This is a genomic window from Nonomuraea lactucae (genome assembly GCF_003313395.1).
Classification (GTDB): Bacteria; Actinomycetota; Actinomycetes; order Streptosporangiales; family Streptosporangiaceae; genus Nonomuraea; species Nonomuraea lactucae.
In genome coordinates this window covers 1-17,143 of sequence record NZ_QNFZ01000150.1, presented here as the reverse complement: position 1 = coordinate 17,143, position 17,143 = coordinate 1, and the positions used below count along the sequence as shown (strand labels likewise).

The 17,143-nt window shown below is 70.7% G+C and carries 18 protein-coding genes and 1 pseudogene; 10 read left to right on the top strand and 9 right to left on the bottom strand.

Features of this window, described 5'->3' with window-relative positions:
* Positions 1-219: 219 nt before the first annotated feature.
* The 4 genes from DQW85_RS10215 to DQW85_RS10205 form a co-directional block, all read right to left on the bottom strand.
* A complete protein-coding gene (locus DQW85_RS10215) occupies positions 220-1,110 on the bottom strand; it encodes a potassium channel family protein (protein ID WP_113700115.1) in 891 nt (296 codons plus the stop codon).
* A gap of 86 nt (positions 1,111-1,196) precedes the next feature.
* A complete protein-coding gene (locus DQW85_RS46720) occupies positions 1,197-1,562 on the bottom strand; it encodes a glycosyltransferase (protein WP_240197070.1) in 366 nt (121 codons plus the stop codon).
* A 15-nt stretch (positions 1,563-1,577) separates the two neighbouring features.
* A complete protein-coding gene (locus tag DQW85_RS10210; protein ID WP_240197069.1) occupies positions 1,578-2,480 on the bottom strand; it encodes a glycosyltransferase in 903 nt (300 codons plus the stop codon).
* Positions 2,481-2,512: 32 nt separating this feature from the next.
* Positions 2,513-2,941 carry a TetR family transcriptional regulator C-terminal domain-containing protein gene (locus DQW85_RS10205; RefSeq protein ID WP_420819152.1) on the bottom strand — a complete coding sequence of 143 codons (429 nt, stop codon included), beginning with the start codon at positions 2,939-2,941 and terminating at the stop codon, positions 2,513-2,515.
* Between DQW85_RS10205 and DQW85_RS10200 the strand changes: the two genes are divergently transcribed.
* Complete coding sequence (locus tag DQW85_RS10200; protein ID WP_113700113.1) at positions 2,846-3,244, top strand: FG-GAP repeat domain-containing protein; 399 nt, start codon at positions 2,846-2,848, stop codon at positions 3,242-3,244. The two genes, DQW85_RS10205 and DQW85_RS10200, sit on opposite strands and share 96 nt — an antisense overlap.
* Positions 3,245-3,295: 51 nt before the next feature.
* Here DQW85_RS10200 and DQW85_RS10195 read toward each other — a convergent pair whose 3' ends face one another.
* Positions 3,296-4,144, bottom strand: coding sequence for a helix-turn-helix transcriptional regulator (locus DQW85_RS10195; RefSeq protein WP_113700112.1), 849 nt, complete (start codon positions 4,142-4,144; stop codon positions 3,296-3,298).
* 174 nt (positions 4,145-4,318) lie between these two features.
* On the opposite strand from DQW85_RS10195, the gene DQW85_RS10190 reads away from it, so the two are divergent.
* Together DQW85_RS10190 and DQW85_RS10185 are read left to right on the top strand one after the other, a co-directional pair.
* Positions 4,319-4,771: a nuclear transport factor 2 family protein gene (locus DQW85_RS10190; protein WP_162794876.1), complete on the top strand. Its 453-nt coding sequence runs from the start codon at positions 4,319-4,321 to the stop codon at positions 4,769-4,771.
* 328 nt (positions 4,772-5,099) lie between these two features.
* Complete coding sequence (locus DQW85_RS10185; protein WP_113700110.1) at positions 5,100-6,374, top strand: AAA family ATPase; 1,275 nt, start codon at positions 5,100-5,102, stop codon at positions 6,372-6,374.
* A 130-nt stretch (positions 6,375-6,504) separates the two neighbouring features.
* Here the strand turns inward: DQW85_RS10185 and DQW85_RS10180 are convergent, their stop codons facing one another.
* Positions 6,505-7,854, bottom strand: coding sequence for a helix-turn-helix domain-containing protein (locus DQW85_RS10180; RefSeq protein WP_162794875.1), 1,350 nt, complete (start codon positions 7,852-7,854; stop codon positions 6,505-6,507).
* Between the two features lie 376 nt (positions 7,855-8,230).
* Here DQW85_RS10180 and DQW85_RS10175 point away from each other — a divergent pair, with 376 nt between their 5' ends.
* The 5 genes from DQW85_RS10175 to DQW85_RS10155 all read left to right on the top strand — a co-directional run bounded on the left by DQW85_RS10175 (position 8,231) and on the right by DQW85_RS10155 (position 12,008).
* On the top strand, positions 8,231-8,350 hold the full coding sequence (locus tag DQW85_RS10175) for a lasso RiPP family leader peptide-containing protein (protein WP_113700108.1): 120 nt from the start codon (positions 8,231-8,233) through the stop codon (positions 8,348-8,350).
* Positions 8,351-8,435: 85 nt separating this feature from the next.
* The gene (locus DQW85_RS10170; protein ID WP_113700107.1) at positions 8,436-10,220 is read left to right on the top strand and encodes an albusnodin/ikarugamycin family macrolactam cyclase; all 1,785 of its coding nucleotides are present in this window, start codon (positions 8,436-8,438) and stop codon (positions 10,218-10,220) included.
* Complete coding sequence (locus DQW85_RS10165) at positions 10,208-10,519, top strand: PqqD family protein (protein WP_113700106.1); 312 nt, start codon at positions 10,208-10,210, stop codon at positions 10,517-10,519. Before DQW85_RS10170 ends, DQW85_RS10165 begins: the two co-directional genes overlap by 13 nt.
* A complete protein-coding gene (locus DQW85_RS10160) occupies positions 10,501-10,962 on the top strand; it encodes a lasso peptide biosynthesis B2 protein (RefSeq protein WP_162794874.1) in 462 nt (153 codons plus the stop codon). Before DQW85_RS10165 ends, DQW85_RS10160 begins: the two co-directional genes overlap by 19 nt.
* A complete protein-coding gene (locus tag DQW85_RS10155; RefSeq protein WP_113700104.1) occupies positions 10,959-12,008 on the top strand; it encodes a protein-L-isoaspartate O-methyltransferase family protein in 1,050 nt (349 codons plus the stop codon). The genes DQW85_RS10160 and DQW85_RS10155 overlap by 4 nt, the downstream gene beginning before the upstream one ends.
* Here the strand turns inward: DQW85_RS10155 and DQW85_RS10150 are convergent.
* Both DQW85_RS10150 and DQW85_RS10145 read right to left on the bottom strand, forming a co-directional pair.
* Positions 11,950-12,390: a polyketide synthase dehydratase domain-containing protein gene (locus tag DQW85_RS10150; protein ID WP_240197068.1), complete on the bottom strand. Its 441-nt coding sequence runs from the start codon at positions 12,388-12,390 to the stop codon at positions 11,950-11,952. The genes DQW85_RS10155 and DQW85_RS10150 overlap by 59 nt on opposite strands.
* Positions 12,391-12,606: 216 nt before the next feature.
* Entirely contained in the window at positions 12,607-13,950 is a 1,344-nt protein-coding gene (locus DQW85_RS10145) for a dipeptidase (protein ID WP_113700102.1), read from the bottom strand.
* Positions 13,951-14,167: 217 nt separating this feature from the next.
* Here DQW85_RS10145 and DQW85_RS10140 point away from each other — a divergent pair, with 217 nt between their 5' ends.
* Positions 14,168-15,550, top strand: coding sequence for an aspartate aminotransferase family protein (locus tag DQW85_RS10140; protein WP_113700101.1), 1,383 nt, complete (start codon positions 14,168-14,170; stop codon positions 15,548-15,550).
* Between the two features lie 42 nt (positions 15,551-15,592).
* Positions 15,593-16,708: an alanine dehydrogenase gene (ald, locus tag DQW85_RS10135; protein ID WP_113700100.1), complete on the top strand. Its 1,116-nt coding sequence runs from the start codon at positions 15,593-15,595 to the stop codon at positions 16,706-16,708.
* Positions 16,709-16,863: 155 nt separating this feature from the next.
* Here ald and DQW85_RS10130 read toward each other — a convergent pair.
* Positions 16,864-17,143: pseudogene (locus DQW85_RS10130) on the bottom strand (tetratricopeptide repeat protein); the annotation flags it as partial.

The following is a 17,143-nucleotide window of genomic DNA, read 5'->3' as shown; positions in this document are numbered from 1 at the left end:
CGCCCACAGCCGGCAGCGCGATCGCCGCCACCAGCACGCCGGCCGCCGCGGCCGCCCCGGCCAGCCGCGCGACCCCCCTCACCTTGGTGACGCGTTCTGTCTGCTGCGAGTCGGGCATGGCGGCCATGACAGCACAACGGCGATCGCGCTGTCCAAGACGGTATGCCCGGCGCGCTGATAACGATATGGATATCAGCCCAGCTCCGCGACCCCGACGAGTCAGCGGTCAGATCCGCCCAGGGCGCGGCCATGATCGTCCGCGTACGCGTCGAACACCTGGGCCGTGGTCCCGCCGACATGCAGGAACCGCTCGTCCAGCACCACCGCGAGATCGTCCAGCGCGTGCCCGAGCAGCGTGGCGGTCAGCCGCACGTCCTCGCGCGGCGACTTCCGCCCCTCTTCCGCCATCTCCATGGCGTACCCGATCGCCGTCGCCAGCGAAGCCTGCCCCTCGCCGTCATGGAAGTAGTAGCTCTCGGCGTACTGGACGAAGTCGACGCGCGCCTGCACCACGTCGCCGGCGAGCCCGTCCAGCAGGGTCGCCCCGAAAGGCGAGTCGGACCGGGCGACCGTGCCCGCGGCGTCGCTGCGGCGCAGCGTCGCCAGCTTGATCGCCAGGCACCTCCTCCTCATCAGCGTCGGATAGATCTGCAGCACCCACGAGACGGTCGCCGTCAGCAGCGCGAAGCCGATCAGGGCCTGCAGCGGCGCGGCGACGCGCAGCCACCCTGCCTGGGGCACGATGTCGCCGAACCCGAGGGTGGCGACCGTGACCAGGGAGAGGTAGAGAGCGTCCAGCAGGTCCGTCTGCCGGCTCGTCTCCAGTCCTGGCGTGAACACGAAGTCCTCGGGGATGTGCGGCCAGTAGATGAGCGTCCACCCCACGATCACCGAGGAGGTCCACACGCAGACCACGATCACCATGGCGAGCGGCCCGGCCAGCGCCGCCGCCTGTCCCCGCCGGTTCACCCGGTGCGCCAGCCCCCAGATCGACCGCATCACCCAGCGGCTGAAGCCGCCCCCGCCGACCGGGTGCCAGATCGTGTGGAAGATGTCCCGCAGCGCCGCCATCACGAGGCCGGCCCCCAGCACCGAAACCAACCAGTCCATGCACCTCTCCTCAGGAGGACGCTATCAACGCCCCCGGCCCGCCCCCGAAGCCACGAAGCGCGCCACCGGACCTGCCGCCGGGTGTCTCAATTGTCCTGCGGGGCTTCGGACAGGAAGCGCGCGGCCACGGCCGCGCCGTCGCCGCGTACGGCCCCGGCCACGGATCGGGCGCGGGCCGCCACGTCGGGTCGCAGGGCGTGGTCGAGAGCCGTGGCGAGCGAGCCGGCGGTCGGCTCGGTGGGCGGGAGCGCCTGCCCGATCCCGAGATCGTGGACGCGCCGTGCCCAGTAGTGCTGGTCGTAGAGCCGGGGGACGACGACCTGGGGGACACCGGCCCGCGCGGCCACGGTCGTGGTGCCCGCACCGCCGTGGTGCACGACAGCGGCGACGCGCGGGAAGAGCGCCTGCTGGTTGACCTCCGCGACGGACAGGCAGTCGGGTCCGTCGTCCACCGGGATCAGGTCGGCTCAGCCTCTGGCGACGATCGCGCGGTACCCGAGCGCCCTGGCCGCCTCGATCGTCGCGCGGCCGGTCTCCTGCGTGGCGCGCATGCTGCCGAAGCCGAAGTAGATCGGCGGCTTGCCCGCATCGAGGAACGTCTCCAACTCGGACGGCAACGGCCGCCGATCCCGCAGGATCCAGGCGCCGGTCTGCAGCACGTCCAGGTCCGCCGGTGTGGGCTCCAGGTCAGGCGGTGTGGGCTCCCGGTCCCCCGTTTTCTGCCAGGGCCCCAGCTCCGGGTCGGCGGCCAGCAGGGGACGGTCGGTGAAGATGTGGCTCCGCACGTCGTGGACGGGGTCCAGACCGGCCGCCGCCCGCTGCTCGTTCAGAGCGGGGCCGAAGGTGTCGTTCCAGTGTCGCGCCTCCTGGTCCCAAAGGGCGCCGTAGTCGGCCGCCCTGCCCGCCGCCGATTCGTCCGCCGGCGTCTCTCCCCGCATCGACAGCGGGGGAGGCGCGTGATGGGCGGAGGGCAGGGTGATCGGGCAGTAGGCGGCGAAGACGTAGCGGACGCCCCTCAGCTCGGCGATCGAGCGAGTGGCGATCTGCAACGCTCCGCCTCCCACGATGACGTCGCAGTCCTTCGCCGCCGCCCCGACCGTCTCGAACTGGCCGGCGACCGTGGCCGCCACCACCCGGCGCATGGCCTCGGGTGACGGCTCGCCCGGCGGGGCGGGCCGTACGGATTTCGCGGTACTGCGCACCCCGGGGCCGAGGGGCACGAAGGGCAGCCCGTGGCCGTCGATCAGGCTGTGGAAGTCGGGTGGCGCGCACACCCGGGGCTCGTGACCGAGCGCCCTCAGCTCCAGCGCGAGCGCCAGCAACGGCTGGACGTCCCCGCGTGACCCGATCGTCGACAGCAGCACACGCATCGCATCTCCTCATTCGGCTCACGGACCTGCGATTATGCGCCACTGGTCAGGGCTTGCGGCAAGTACCCCCCACTGGTATACGTTGAGATTGGGAGGAGTCCCCGACACTCGGTTGTGGGGCCGTGTCGGGCGAGCCGGAGTCGCTGCCCGATGCCCGCGCGGGCGCGGTCGAAGACCGCCGGGTCGGCGAACATGACGTATGTCGAGTTGGCCAGCGCGAGCATCGAGTTGAGTTCGAAGGCGAGCTGCGCGGGGTCTTCCTCGGCCGCGACGTCGCCGGCGGACCGCGCCCTGTCGATGAGCTTCACGATGCGGCGCATCCACTCCGACTGAAAGTCGGCGATGCGCTGGCGCACCTGGCCCGGGTGGGTGTCGAGTTCGGCGGACGCGGCCGCGAAGAAGCACCCGCCGGGAACGTGCCGCTCCCGACCAACAGGGAGGGCACCTTCGGGGACGCTCAGCTCGTGGTGGAAGGCTTCGGGTACGACAACGGATGGCGGGTCGACCGGCACCCACGGTTCGTGGCCGACCTCACTGGGGACGGCAAAGCTGACCTCGTCGGGTTCGGCAACAACGGCGTACGGGTGGCGCGGGCGATCGGCGGAGGGCTGTACGAGGCACCGGGGCTGATCACGAAGCACTTCGGCTATGGCGGGTGGTGGCGGACGGAGCGACACCCGATCCTGCTCGGCGACACCACGCGCAACAGGCGGGCGGACATCGTGGGGTTCCACGACGACGGGGTGTGGATCAGGCGCGTCTGAGCGGAGCGTGACGCCGAGGCATGAGGGGCGTTGGGGCTGCGCCCCAACGCCTCACGTGACCCGCCCAGCCGGGGTGCTGTTGACATCCAGGGCCAGGGAGCGCAGCTTGTCGGCGGTCTCAGAGCCGAGGGGCGCGGTGTAGGCGACGATGCGCAGGTCGCCCTCGACCGAGGTGAGCACGTCGCAGTCGAGGATGAGCCGGCCCACGCCGGGATGGTCGATGGTCTTGCGTTCCGAGGCGAATGGCACGACCACGCCATCGGCCCACATCGCCGCGAACACCGGGTTGTCCTCCAGCAGGTCGCCCACGAGCTGTCGGACGAACCGGTCGTGCGGATACCGGCCCAAGGAGCGGCGCAGGTCTGCCACCAGCGCCCGCTGGAAGCGCTCGAACTCCTCCGGGCTGGCCACGACCGGAGGCCCGGCGTGCGTGAATGTGGTCCAGGCGACGTTGCCGGCCCGGCCGACCGGGTTCTGGCCGAACAGCTCCCGCCACAAGGGGTTGTGTGACAGCAGGGTCCAGGCCGCGTCGTAGACCGCTATCGGCGTGTCTGCCAGGCGGGTCAGAAGGCGTTGGACGCCCGGCGCGATGTACGAGGGCACCACCAGCTCCGACGGCGGCAGGTGGCCGGCGAGCCGGTAGAAGTGGTCGAGCTCGGCCTTCGACAGCAGCAACGCCCGCCCGAGCGCCGCGACGACGTTCGGTGAGGGGTTGTCGGCGCGTCCCTGTTCCAGACGCATGATGTAGTCCACCGACAGGTCAGCGAAGGCGGCCAGCTCTTCGCGCCGTAGCCCCGGCACCCGGCGCGCGCCGGACGCGGGCAGGCCCAACTCACCCGGCTGCGCGCGGTCACGCCAGGCCCGCAGCAACCGGCCGAACTCGTTGTCGTGCGAGGTCATGCCGTCCATTGTGCGGCACGCCGGCGAGGCGAGCATGGGACTGGTGGTCCCAGTAACGCCGGGGCGAGGGAGACCGCCGGCCGGCGGCCTAGCGTCGGGTCTGCCGCCGGGCAACGGCGATGCGGATGGCCCGGATCGCCCCGGTCGGCATTATCAATGATCGGAAACTTCACCATGAGCAACATCCACGAGGACGCCCTGTCCCTTGCCCAGGCCTTCTTCGCCGCCTTCGAGGGCCGTGACCCCGAGGGCGTGGCGGCCCTGCTCGCGCCGGAGGCCAACATCACCATCCCGCTGTCGATCGAGGGCACGCCCGAGCCCTGGTACGTCTTCGACGGCAAGGAGCACGTGATGGGCTACATCCGGTCGGTTGCGGCGAAGTTCGACCGGGTCGCCTTCCTGGACAAGGTCTACACCGTCAGCCAGGACGCCCGCTCGGTCTTCCTGCAGGCCAACGGCGACATCCTGTCCACGGCCGAGAAGCTGGTCTACCGCAACGTGTACATCTTCAAGGTCGACATCGACGACGGGAAGATCGTGAAACTCTGGGAGTACGCCAACCCGGTCGCCTACGCCAACCTCGGCATCAAGGACTCCGAGGCCGAAGCCGCCGCTCAGGCCCACTGAACCTACGGCGGCTGCCTGGGCCACACGAGTGCGGCCCAGGCGCCCATCCGGCCGTCCACCTGGTGGACGCCATGCGCCTCCAAGCAAATGCTGTGGGCCATGCCTGGAGGAAGGTGCGCGACTCGGCCAGCGCGGACGAGTTGGCGGTGTTGGCGCCGATCTGCCATCAGTCGGAAAATCACGGCGTGTTGCCCGCCGGCTAGATTGGCGTGGTCTGGGAGTCGGCACCCTGAATGCCTGCGTCTCGCGCTTCTACATGCAGGATTCCTTCACAAAGAGCAGTATGATGCACCTGGAGGGCCTGTCTGCGTCGTTGGGAGGTTGTCGGATGCTGATCCGTTTCCGGCTGGCCAACCACCGGTCGATCCGCGATGAGCACGAGCTGTCCCTGATCGGCACCGAGTTCAACGAAGGCACGGCTCGCACGACCGGCCTACACCACAAGGGGCGGGACGTCTCCGTGCTTCCCGCCCTGGGTGTCTTCGGCGCGAACGCGTCGGGCAAGTCGAACCTCGTTGGCGGCTTGCGGTTCATGCGGGACGCCGTCAGGGAGTCCTTCGCGGACTGGGCCAAAGTGCCAGGAGTTGTGCCCCGGGAACCTTTCAAGCTGAACGCCGCCGCCCGTGAGGAGACGAGCCTGTTCGAGGTGGACCTGGTGCTCGGGCGCGATCCGGTCCGCTACACCTACGGCTTCGAGCTGTCGGACAGTCGGGTGGAGGCCGAGTGGCTCCACGCATACCCGCACGGCCGCCGCAGCGTCTGGTTCGACAGGGAAGCGGGCAGGCCCGAGGCGGAGGGCGGAGAGTTCGTCTTCAGGGGAGCCGGCTTCAGGGGACGACGCGATGACCTCGTCGCGTTGACTCGCCCGAACGCCCTCTTTGTGTCCGTCGGCGCGACCCTCAACGATCCCCAACTCTCGATGGTGCACAGATGGTTCCTGAACCACCTGTGGCCGGTGACGCCGGGCAAGGACGTGGCGGCCCGTACCCGCTGGACCGAACAACTCCTCATGCACGAGGACCGCGCGGACGAGTATCACGAACGTATCGGTCGGTTGCTCAAGGCGGCTGATCTGGGACTTACCGGCATCGACGTAGACAACAAGACCGGTGAGATCAGACTGCGGCACCGGACCCCTGATGGCGCGGAAGCGCCCCTGGACTTCCTGACGGAGGAATCCCTGGGGACTCACGCCTGGTTCGACTTCCTGGGCCCGATGCTGGCCGCACTGGACGACGGATCCACCCTGCTCGTGGACGAGCTGGACTCCAGCCTGCACCCGACGCTGGCGGCGGAGGTCGTGCGCATCTTCCAGGACCCGAGTTCCAACCCGTGCGGCGCGCAGCTGATCTTCACCACACATGACGCCACCCTGCTGGGCAGCGCGGTCCTCGACCGCCCGCTCGGCCGCGATCAGGTGTGGTTCGCGGCGAAGAAGCGCTCGGGGGAGACCGAGATCTATCCACTGACGGAGGCGAAGCCGCGCAAAGAGGAGAACCTCGAACGAGGCTACCTGCGCGGCCGATACGGCGGGGTGCCACGCGTGACGGCGGGAGAACTCGTCCGCGAGTTGTCCTCGCAGCGGGACAAGGCGTCGGTGTGAGCAGGCGATGCGACATCTCAACGAACAGTTCGGCGATGGCGCCAGCCCCTTCCTGCCGGCGACCAAGCAGGCTGCCCGGGCCGGATAGCTCCGCAGGAGGTGGGCGCCCCTTCTCGGTGCCCGGTGACGGTCAGGCAGCGGTGAGAGCGTCGTGGAAGGCCACCGCGTCGGCGTGGCCGGACCAGCGCTTCTGCAGCTCCGAGTCGAGGGTGCGCAGTTCGCGGTGGATGCGCGCCGAACTGGTCTGGCGAGCGATGTCGAGCGCCTGCTGGCCCAGGTGGGCGCCACGGGCGGGGTCCTGTTCGGCCTGTATCACCGCGACGGCGAGCTTGGCGGTCAGGTAGCCGCGATCCCGGGACAGGGTGGTCGGCAGCTTGCCGATCTGGGCTTCGAGGATCGCCGCCGCGGTGTCTGGGCGGCCGGCGGCCCGGTAGCAGACGGCGGACTGCTCCCGAAGCGTGTCCACGTTGTAGTGGTGCAGGTAGACGGGCACCTCGGGGTGGGTGACGTGCGGGTGGTCGTGCAGCGCCCCGGCCGCCTCATCGAGAAGGGCGAAGCATTCGTGGTGCTCGCCGAGCATGGCCAGGCCGCGTGCCTGCTGCTGGGCAGCTAGCGCGGTCAGTTTCGGCTCCAGTCCGGCCGGGTTGCGGCGGGCCGCGGCGGCCAGCTGGACTACGCCCGCGTAGTCGTCGGTGAGTGCCGCGATGTTGGACTGGCGCACCAGCATGTAGGCAGCCATCTGGACGTCTCCAGCGCATTGCGCCCACTCGGCGGCGCGCCGCGTCCAGCTCATCGCCGACTCCAGTTCGCCGAGGTCCTGATGCAACCAACCGGCCATCTCGGCGTACTGGGACAGAACCTGCAGCAGCGGGTCCGCGTAGGCGGCTTTCGCTCCACGCCGCAGCTCGTCCAGCACCTGGACCTGCGCGAGCACCGGCCGTAGCAAAGAGCGAGGACCGAGCATCTTGTCAGCGGCGTAGTGCTCGGCCAGAACACGGCGGAAGTAGCCGATCACCTGGGCGTCAACGCGGGCGGGCCGGGCGATCGCCTCGGTGACGCGCGCCAGCTGGTCGCTGTCACCAAGGCCGGGCAGAATCGAGCTAAGCGCACCGCCCGCAAGCAGCTGCGCGAACAGGCGTCGGGACAAGGTCACGCGGACGCTCCTTCCCTCAGGTGTGAGCATGTCCAGCATGACCGGTTCCCCGTCGATGCCGCCAGGGACGTTCGTCGGCAGTAGGACGGCCGAGCCGTCGACGGCCGCGCTACGCAACGCCAGCAGTAGGTCGCCGGCACCCAGGGCTCTGCCGAGCGCTTCGGCATGCTCGACCGGCGGGAGCGTTTCACCTTTCTCGCAGCGTGAGATGCGGGTGTGGTCGTAGTGGGCTAGCCTGCTCAGCTCCCGCTGGGACAGACCGGCGCTGCGGCGCAAGTGGGCGAGAACGAGGCCGAACATGCGCGCTGACGTGTCGCGTGCCTCCATCGCGGCGGCTCCCTCGCGTGTTGCTGGCTTGTTGCGGCAACAGCAGACCCCTGGGCGGCCCTCCGGTGCGGGGCCACGATCCATGTAGGCGGACGCTCCGGAGCGTAAACCCCGGCGGTCGAAGATCGCACCCGGGTTGGTCATGACCTCACCGCCTGGCTATGTCGCTCACAAGGCAGGAGAGACACGCATGGGCAAAAAATGCCAGACGTGCGACGGGTCGGGCTAAATCACACAGACCGACCCGAAGACGGGCAAGCCGACCCGAGTCCCGTGCCCCCGGCACACTGGCTGACTTCACTCACGCCAGCGGCGCCCCTGCGACTGCACCAACGAACCCATCCCGCACACCCACCTCGATGAAGGAGGAACCGCGATGACGAACCACGACGACGACTACCAGGCCCCTGCCGTCATTCCGCTCGGCGACGTCCAGAAGGTCACGCTCGGCAAGTACGCCGAGGACAGCCAGGACAACAACCGCTACTTCGAGTAGGAACGCGCACCACCCCGAGGGCGGGCCGTCGACCTCGACGGCCTGTCCTTCCCCCTTACCGGCACACGCGACACATGGAGGCACTATGGGGTTGGCCGGAGCGGCCACACCAGGAATCGAACGCATGCCTGGGCGGCTGCTGTGGAGAATTCCGCATCCGGTGTGGGAACACGGCGACGACCGCTGCCGCACCGTCCAGGACGGCCCGGTGCGGCTGGCGGTGGCCGGCCATTGCTACGCCACCAGCCGCCATCTCGAGCAGGCCCTCACCGCTGTGCGAGCGCGCCGGTGGGCCGACCTGACCCGCTGGCCCGGCTCCTACTGGGTGGCCGCCACCGACGGCGCCAGCACGGTCGTCATCGGCGACCTGGCCGGCGCCCGCCCGGTCTACTACGCCCGCTGCGACGGCGCCACCGTGTGGGCGGTCGACGCGCGGCTGCTCGCCGACCGCATAGGCGCCGGCATCGACCTCGGCCAGCTGACAGCGTGGCTGGTCGCGCCCACCGTGCCCGAATTGCTCGGCGACGCCACCCCCTACCGCGGGGTGGCCCTCGTGCCGCCGGGCTGGCTGCTCGAACTGCCGGCCGGGGCGCCAGCCTGCTACGAGCCGCCCACCGCGAACCCCTCAGGCAACGCTGAGGGCGCCGCGCAGTTGTGCCTACGGCAGGCGATCACGGTCGCGGTGGCCGACCGTGTCGCATCCCACCCCCGCCTGACGGCGGACCTGTCCGGCGGCGTCGACTCGACCAGCGTCACGGCGCTCGCCGCCCGCTCCGGCCCGCAACGTGTGCCGGTATTCACCCACCAGCCGTACCAGGCGTGCAGCGACGACGTCGTGCACGCTCGCGCGGCGGCCGAGCAACTGCCTGGCCTGATCCACCGCGTCGTCACGGGCGGGAAACGCTGGTTCGACGACCTCGATCAGGTGCCCGTCACCGGGCTGCCGTACGGCGACGCGGCCCGATGGGCGGTCCACAGCGAATACCTGGGGACGATCGCCGTGGAAGGCAGCGACGCGCACCTGACGGGCGGCGGCGGCGACACCTTGTTCGCGCCGCCCTCCTACGCCCTGGCCGACCTGGCACGCGCCGGGCTCTGGCGGCGCTGGATGTCGGAGACGGCAGCCAGGGCCAGGCTGCGGCACCGGCCGGTCGCCTCGTCGCTGGCGGCAGGGCTGGCGTCGGCCGCGTGCAGCTACCCGGACGCGCTGCGCAGACTCGGCCGTGTCATCGCTGGCGCGCGCCGCGCCCGACCCCGGCCAGGCACGGTGTGGCTTCCTACCCCCGGGATCGCCGCATGGCTCACGCCGGACGTCGCCGCAGACCTTGCTGACCAGCTCGCCCAGGTGGCGCGGCGGGCACAGCTGCTGCCGGGCCGGCTGCAGGCAGCGCACCGGCTGCGGTGCGAGCTGGCCGAGTACGGCACCTACCACGCCCAGTACGCGCAAGCGGCTCGGCAAGCCGGCGTCGACCTACACGCTCCGCTGCTCGACAATGAGGTGGTGCGGGCAGCGCTCGCGCGGCCCGCGTGCGAGCGGCTGTCCCCGCACGTTCCCAAGCCGCAACTGGCCACCGCCCTGACCGGCGTCGTCCCGCCCGGCATCCTGGCGCGCGCCACGAAGGCCAGTCTGGCCGGCACCGCGTACGCCGGGGTGGCCGCCAACCGCGACATGCTGCACGACCTGGTCGCCAACGGTTTTCTCGTCGCCAGTGGCGTGATCGACGCGGCGGCCGTGGAGGAGGACCTGGCCAAGCTGGCCGCCGGCGTGCCCAGCCGCATGGCGCCACTCGAAACGCTCGTTTCGGCCGAGCTGTGGCTCGCCAGCACCAGGGCTGAAACCCATAGAAAGGGGGAGCCGTGCAGCAGGTGATCCCGCCTTTCCGCGCCTCACGACACGTCCACGCCACCCTCACCGACGGGGGCGGCATGCTGCTCGACACGCGAGGCCGCGGCCGCTGGCACGTCCTTACCGCGACCGGCGCTGCCTGCTGGCCGCATCTCGCCCGCGGCGACGTCACCTCCGCAGCTGACACGCTCACCGCGCGATGGGGCACCCCCACAGGGCGGGCGCACAACGACACCCTCGCCCTGGCGCGCCACTTGCTGATGGCCCGGCTCCTCCGCCCCTACAAGCCGCTCTGGAGGCCATGGTGGCGACCGTCCGAGTGATCCCCACCCTCGCAGTGGAGACGTCGGCCCGGCTGCCGCAGCGGGTGCTCGCCTCGGTGTGCTTGCCGGTCGCGGTCGCAATGCTGCGGCTGCTACCGCTCCGCACGGTGCTCGCCACAGCAGGCGCCGCCGCCGTGCTGATGCGCCGTCACCCTACCGCGAGTGCCGCCGCCCAGCTCGTGGCGGCACGCGACTGGGCCGCCACCTGGTGGCCCGGCCGCGCCGCCTGCCTGGAAACCAGCCTCGCCGCCTACCTGTCGGCCGCCCTGGCCGGCTACCACGCCCAATGGCTTCTCGGCTGCCGGCTCGCCCCGGCGGCCTGCCATGCCTGGACCCAGACCTGCATGAGTGCGCTTGGCGAACCCACCAGCCCTGACAGTCCGCTGCACGCTACCGTCACCGTCGGACGCCAGCTGACCTGCGAGAAACCGGGAGAGAGATGAACGCCGACGTTCTATCCGCAGCCGTCGCCGCAGTGCCTCGCGAGCACTACACCGATCACCCCGAACTGGGCCGGCCGCCGCAGACGACCGCCCAGAAGGTGATCGAACGCGACATTGCCCGAACCGGCATGGACCTCGCCGGCAAGCGCGTCCTTGAGGTTGGCACCGGCACCGGCTACACCGGGGCGCTCCTTGCCGAACTGGTCGGCCCTGAGGGCCAGGTCGTGTCCATCGACATCGACCTGCGGCTGGTGGAACGGGCGCGCAAGGCGCACGCCGAACGCGGCTGCCCCGTCACTGTCGCGTTCGGCGACGGCCACGACGGCGCCCCTGATTTCGCCCCGTTCGATCTGATCATCGGCTGGTGCACGCCCACCTACCTGCCCGGCGCGTGGCTGAAGCAAGTCCGGCCTGGCGGCGTCATCTCCACTCCCATCTACATCGCGCCGGTAGCCCGCACGGTCGGCCATCTGCGCGCCACCGCCACCGACCGGGCGTGCCTGGCCGACGTGACGCTCACCAGCGCCACCTACGTCGACATGGGCAGCGAGGTCAACACCACATTGGGGGCGCCGCTGTTCTACGTCGACGCCGTCGACGGCGAAACGTACGTCTCGGTGGCGTGGCGCGACCGCGACGACAACCCCGCGGCCGCTCTCGCCCTGCTCAACCAGCCCACTCACGTCGAGGTGTACGACGTGCAGCTGGACGGTGTCGAGGCGGCGGCCGCGTGGCGGGACGCCCGGGCCTACTTCGCCGCCCGCGACTACGCCCATGGTGCCGCGTCGTTCAGCACGTGGGGCAGCGGAGCTCCCGAGTGGGACTCTGGATTCGGGTTCACCAGTGGCCGCAACACCGCCATGATCATCGACTCGTGGCGGATCCGGGCCAACACCGCGAACTCACCCGCTCTGGCCAAGCTGCACGACTACCTGCAGGCGTGGGAGAACGCCGGCCGGCTCGGCATTGAGCAGTTGGACGCGTGCGTCACAGCCGGCGACAGGGGATGGGAGGTTCGGGCGACACTGCCTGCTCAGGCGAGGTAGCAGCGCCATCCGGGTCAGCCCGCAAGAAAGCAGCCCGCCGCGTCGCACACGGCGCGTGCACGCGCACACAAGACCAGGCGGACGGCAGCCCCGGACGCCCGGAGTGCAGCACGGCCTCGGCGTGCAGGGGCTCGGCGTGCAGGGCCGCGTCGAGCAGCGCCGGGTGCAGGCCGTAGCCCGCCGCCCCGGCCTCGCCGGGCAGGGCGACCTCGGCGTACGTCTCGCCGTCGAGCTGCCAGGCACCGGTGAGTCCGCGGCGGTGCGGCCCGTAGGCGGTGCGGCCCGTACTCCAGCCCCTGGTCGGTGTCGTGGAGGAGTGCGGTTCCTTGTTTCGATCTTCGATCGTGGTACTGGACTGGGCTCCCTGGACGATGTGGCCCAACCTCAAAGTCTCCGGACCAGGCCGACTCCGGGGAGCGGGAGGGGGCGGAGCCCCCTCGCCCGGGGCGTGGGGCGCAGCCCCAATGAGCGCGGCCCGAGCGCCAGCGAGGACCATGCCCTTGTGGGGGTGTGGGGGCGCCGCCCCCACAGGGCGCTGACTGAGCGCCTCGCCGCGAAGCGGCCCCGTCGAAGGCCTTGCCTTTGGGCTTTGCGGCTTTCAGGGGTTGCGGCTCAGCTCGTAGAGGAAGAGGGCTTCCGTGGTGGCGGTGCGGCGGAGTTCCTCCAGGTCCACGCGCTCGTTCGGGGCGTGGATGGCCGCGTCCTCGTCCTCGGCGCCGAACAGCAGGATCTCCGCCGCCGGGAACTGCTTGAGCAGGGTGTTGACGAGGGGGATGGAGCCGCCGGCGCCGACGTCGCGCGGTGGGCGGCCGAAGGCGCGTTCCATGGCCCGGTTGAGGGCCGCGCGGGCCTTGCCGCCGGCGTCCGCCTGGAAGCCGGAGCCCACCGTGAAGTCGCCGAACGACACCTGTACGCCCCACGGCGCCACCTGCCGCAGGAAGTCGACCACGGCGTTGACCGTGGTCTTCGGGTCGCCCGCCGGAGGGACGCGGACCGTGACGCGGGCGCGGGCCAGTGGCTGCACCGCGTTGATGGCCCCGGAGACCGTGGGCACGTCGAGGCCCGTCACCGTGATCGCGTACGAGGACCACAGGCGGTCGGCCGGCGAGCCGGAGCCCACGAGGGAGACGCCGTCCAGCACCCCGGCCGTCTTCCTGAACTCCTCCTCGGACGGCCCCTGCCCGAGGAACGTCCCGCGCGGCAGGCCGGGGACGCGGATGTCGCCGTTGTCGTCATGGAGGGAGGTGAGCATGCGCATGAGGGCGGCGAGCGCGTCGGGGGCGGCGCCGCCGAACGAGCCGCTGTGCACGGGCTCGCGCAGGGTGCGGACCTCCATGGTGAAGGCGGCCATGCCGCGCAGCGACGTGGTGACGGCAGGGTCGCCGATGCGCGGGTTGCCGGTGTCGGCCACCACGATGGCGTCGGCTCGCAGCAGGTCGGGGTTGCGCTCGACGAAGGCCTCCAGGCGCTCGCCCGCGTACTCCTCCTGGCCCTCGATGATGACCTTGACACCGACGGGCAGGCGGCCGTGGAAGGCGCGCAGGGCGGTGACGTGGGAGATGATGCCCGACTTGTCGTCCGCGGTGCCCCTGCCGTACAGCTTCCCGTCGATCAGCGTGGGCTCGAACGGCGGGGTGCGCCAGGCGGCGGGATCGCCGGCGGGCTGCACGTCGTAGTGCGCGTAGAGCAGGACGGTGGGCGCGCCGGGAGGGGCGGGCGAGTCGGCGTACACGGCGGGGAAGCTGCCCTCGACGGGGACCTGCTGGACGCGTGACAGCCCGGCCGTGCGCAGCAGCTCCTCCACCATGGCCGCGGCGGCGTGCACGGGCTCTGCCGGGTGGCCGGGGAAGGCCACGGAGGGGATGGCGGCCAGGCGCCTGAGTTCGTCGACGGCCTGCGGCATCGCGGCGGCGACGGCGCTCTCGATCTGGTCAGGAGTCACGGACGGTCCCCAGGGTCGTTCTCGGTAGTTGGCGTCCCATTGGAACACACGTCCCGTGAACGCGGAAAACGCGCAGAACCCCCCTACGGATTTCGTAGCTGTTACATAGCGGTTCTGCGAATCTCGGATTTCTTGCATAGTGTCGCGACGTATTCGCTTGGCAAGTGGGTGGGGGAACATGCAGACTGTGGGAAGGTCAGACACGAGGGAAGATAAAATGACGCAGCCGGAAAACGACGTACTCAAGGCCGCGCACGACCATCTGTGGTTGCACTTCACCAGGCACAGCGCCTACCAGCAGTCCGAGATCCCGACCATCGTCCGCGGTGAGGGATCCTACATCTACGACATCCACGGCAAGCGCTATCTCGACGGCCTGGCCGGGCTGTTCGTGGTCCAGGCCGGCCACGGCCGCAGCGAGCTGGCCGAGGCCGCCGCCAAGCAGGCGCAGGAGCTGGCCTTCTTCCCGCTGTGGTCCTACGCGCACCCGAAGGCGGCCGAGCTGGCCGACAGGCTCGCCGCGCTGGCGCCGGGCGAGCTGAACCGCGTCTTCTTCACCACGGGCGGCGGCGAGGCGGTCGAGTCCGCCTGGAAGCTCGCCAAGCAGTACTTCAAGCTCGTCGGCAAGCCGCTCAAGCACAAGGTCGTCAGCCGCCAGATCGCCTACCACGGCACCCCGCAGGGCGCCCTGTCGATCACCGGCATCCCGGCGTTCAAGGAGATGTTCGAGCCGCTCGTGCCCGGGTCCATCCGGGTGCCGAACACCAACCACTACCGCGCCGACGAGATCTCCGGCATCAAGGGCATGACGCCCGAGGAGTACGGCATCTGGGCGGCCGACCGGGTGGCCCGCGCCATCGAGATGGAGGGCCCCGACACGGTGGCCGCCGTCTTCGCCGAGCCGGTGCAGAACGCCGGCGGCTGCTTCCCACCGCCTCCCGGCTACTGGCAGCGGCTGCGCGAGATCTGCGACGAGTACGACGTGCTGCTCGTCTCCGACGAGGTCATCTGCGCGTTCGGCCGTCTCGGCACGATGTTCGGCGGCGAGAAGTTCGACTACGTCCCCGACATCATCACCTGCGCCAAGGGCCTGACCAGCGGCTACTCGCCCATCGGCGCGATGATCGCGCACGAGAGGCTGTTCGAGCCGTTCAAGAGCGGCGAGCACATGTTCGCCCACGGCTACACGTTCGGCGGCCACCCGGTCTCCGCGGCCGTGGCGCTGGCAAACCTCGACATCTTCGAGCGCGAGGACCTGCTCGGCCACGTCACCAAGAACGAGCCGCTGTTCCAGGCCACGCTCGACGGTCTGCGTGACCTGCCCATCGTCGGCGACGTGCGCGGCGCCGGCTACTTCTGGGGCATCGAGCTGGTCAAGGACAAGGCCACGAAGGAGACGTTCACGGCCGACGAGTCGGAGCGGCTGCTGCGCGGGTTCCTGTCGAAGGCGCTGTTCGACGCCGGGCTCTACTGCCGCGCCGACGACCGCGGCGACCCCGTGATCCAGCTCGCGCCGCCGCTGGTGGCCGGCCCCCAGGAGTTCGACGAGATCGGGTCGATCCTCCGCTCCGTGCTCACCGACGCGTGGGCTCGCCTCTAACACCTCCTATCCGGTATCTCCGGCAGCTGAAAGGACCATGCGATGAAGATCGGCGTGCCTGCCGAGGTCAAGAACCACGAATACCGCGTGGCCGCCACACCGGCGGGCGTGCACGAGCTGGTGCGCGACGGCCATGACGTGCTCATCCAGCGCGGCGCGGGGCTGGGCTCGCACATCACCGACGAGGAGTACCTGTCGGCGGGGGCGAAGATCCTCGACGGCGCCGACGCCGTGTGGGGTGAGGCCGAGCTGGTGCTCAAGGTCAAGGAGCCCATCGCCGAGGAGTACCACCGCCTGCGCGAGGGGCTCGTCCTGTTCACCTACCTGCACCTGGCGGCCTCGCGCCCGTGCACGGACGCGCTGCTCGGCGCGAGGACGACGGGCATCGCCTACGAGACGGTCCAGGTCGGCAACGCGCTGCCGCTGCTCGCCCCGATGTCGGAGGTGGCGGGCCGGCTGGCGCCCCAGGTCGGCGCGTACAACCTGATGCGGTTCAACGGCGGCCGCGGCGTCCTTCCGGGCGGCGTGCCGGGCGTGGCGCCGGCCAAGGTGGTCGTCATCGGCGGCGGCGTGTCCGGCCTGAACGCGGCGCAGATCGCCGTCGGCATGGGCGCGGACGTCACGGTCCTCGACACCAACGTCGACCGGCTGCGCTTCATCGACGCCATCTACCAGGGGCGGCTCAAGACCCTCGTCTCCACCTCGTACGCCATCGAGCAGGAGGTGCTCCAGGCCGACCTGGTCATCGGCGCGGTCCTCATCCCGGGCGCCAAGGCCCCGACGCTGGTCTCCAACGAGCTGGTCTCGCGCATGAAGCCGGGCTCCGTGCTCGTCGACATCGCCATCGACCAGGGTGGCTGCTTCGAGGACTCGCGTCCCACCACGCACGCCGAACCCACCTACACGGTGCACGACTCGGTCTTCTACTGCGTGGCGAACATGCCGGGCTCGGTGGCCAACACCTCCACGTACGCGCTGACCAACGCGACGCTGCCGTACGCGGTCAAGCTGGCCAACCTGGGCTGGCGCGACGCGCTCAAGGCGGACGCCGGGCTCGCGGGGGGCCTCAACACGCACGACGGGCTGCTCACCAACGCGCCGGTGGCGCAGGCGCTGGGGCTGCCGTTCACGCCGGTGGCCGACGTACTCGCCGCCTGAAAGGCTTGCCTCGCGTGAGCGTACGGCTCCGCGCGCGTGTGCGGTGCCGCACGGGGACGGCGCCACGCGGGGCAGACACCTACCAGCGCACTCGGAGCCCGCTGCGCGGGTGGCGGTGCTCAGCGCACTCGGAGGCGGCTGCGCGGGTCGCGGGTTCAGCGCACCCCGAGGCGGCCGCGCAGGTCGCGGGCGGTGGCCAGGACGTGCTCGATCTCGCCCGGGCTCGGCCAGGGCGAGCTGCCCGGCCGCACCAGGGTGCCGCGCACCGAGGCGAGATACTCCACCGCGCTCGCGTGCAGGCCGCTGCGCTCCACCAGCCAGCCGACGACGTCGGCGTGGTCGTGCAGCGGCCGGGTCACCAGGTCCCAGGTGCCGAGGAGCTCGGTCAGCTCGGGTACGGCCAGCGGGACGCCGCCCCGGCGGCCGGTCGCGGCG